Annotated in this window: 1 protein-coding gene; it reads right to left on the bottom strand. The window is 68.8% G+C overall.

Going from position 1 to position 285, the window contains the following annotated elements:
- The coding region (locus PROKR_RS36755; protein ID WP_036959375.1) for a hypothetical protein at positions 1-182 on the bottom strand (182 nt) is incomplete at its 3' end.
- Positions 183-285: the final 103 nt, after the last annotated feature.

Here is a 285-nt window from a genome sequence, read left to right as displayed (position 1 = left end):
TTGTCCATCTCGGCGAGCTCGGCCAGGACCGGCCTGAAGGCGGTTGGGCGAAGCGGGGGCGTTTGGGTCGCGGGGGGCGTGTCGGTCTGGTCGAGCGCGTCCGCGAGGTAGTCGCGGAGGGCTTCGAGGGACGCGCGGTGGGAGCCGCCGGAGACGGCCGCGGAGAGGCTGGGGCGGCTCACAGGGCACTCCTCTAGGCGTATCTGAGGCTCACTCGGCCGAGGTGTAGAACTCCAGGTCAGAGGCCTAACTGTGGATGTGAGATCGTGGGGAGAGAAACGCCGT

The organism is Promicromonospora kroppenstedtii DSM 19349, from assembly GCF_000515355.1.
Taxonomy (GTDB): Bacteria; Actinomycetota; Actinomycetes; order Actinomycetales; family Cellulomonadaceae; genus Promicromonospora; species Promicromonospora kroppenstedtii.
Note: the sequence above shows the minus strand (reverse complement) of the source record. Positions and strands in the feature narration are given on the sequence as shown.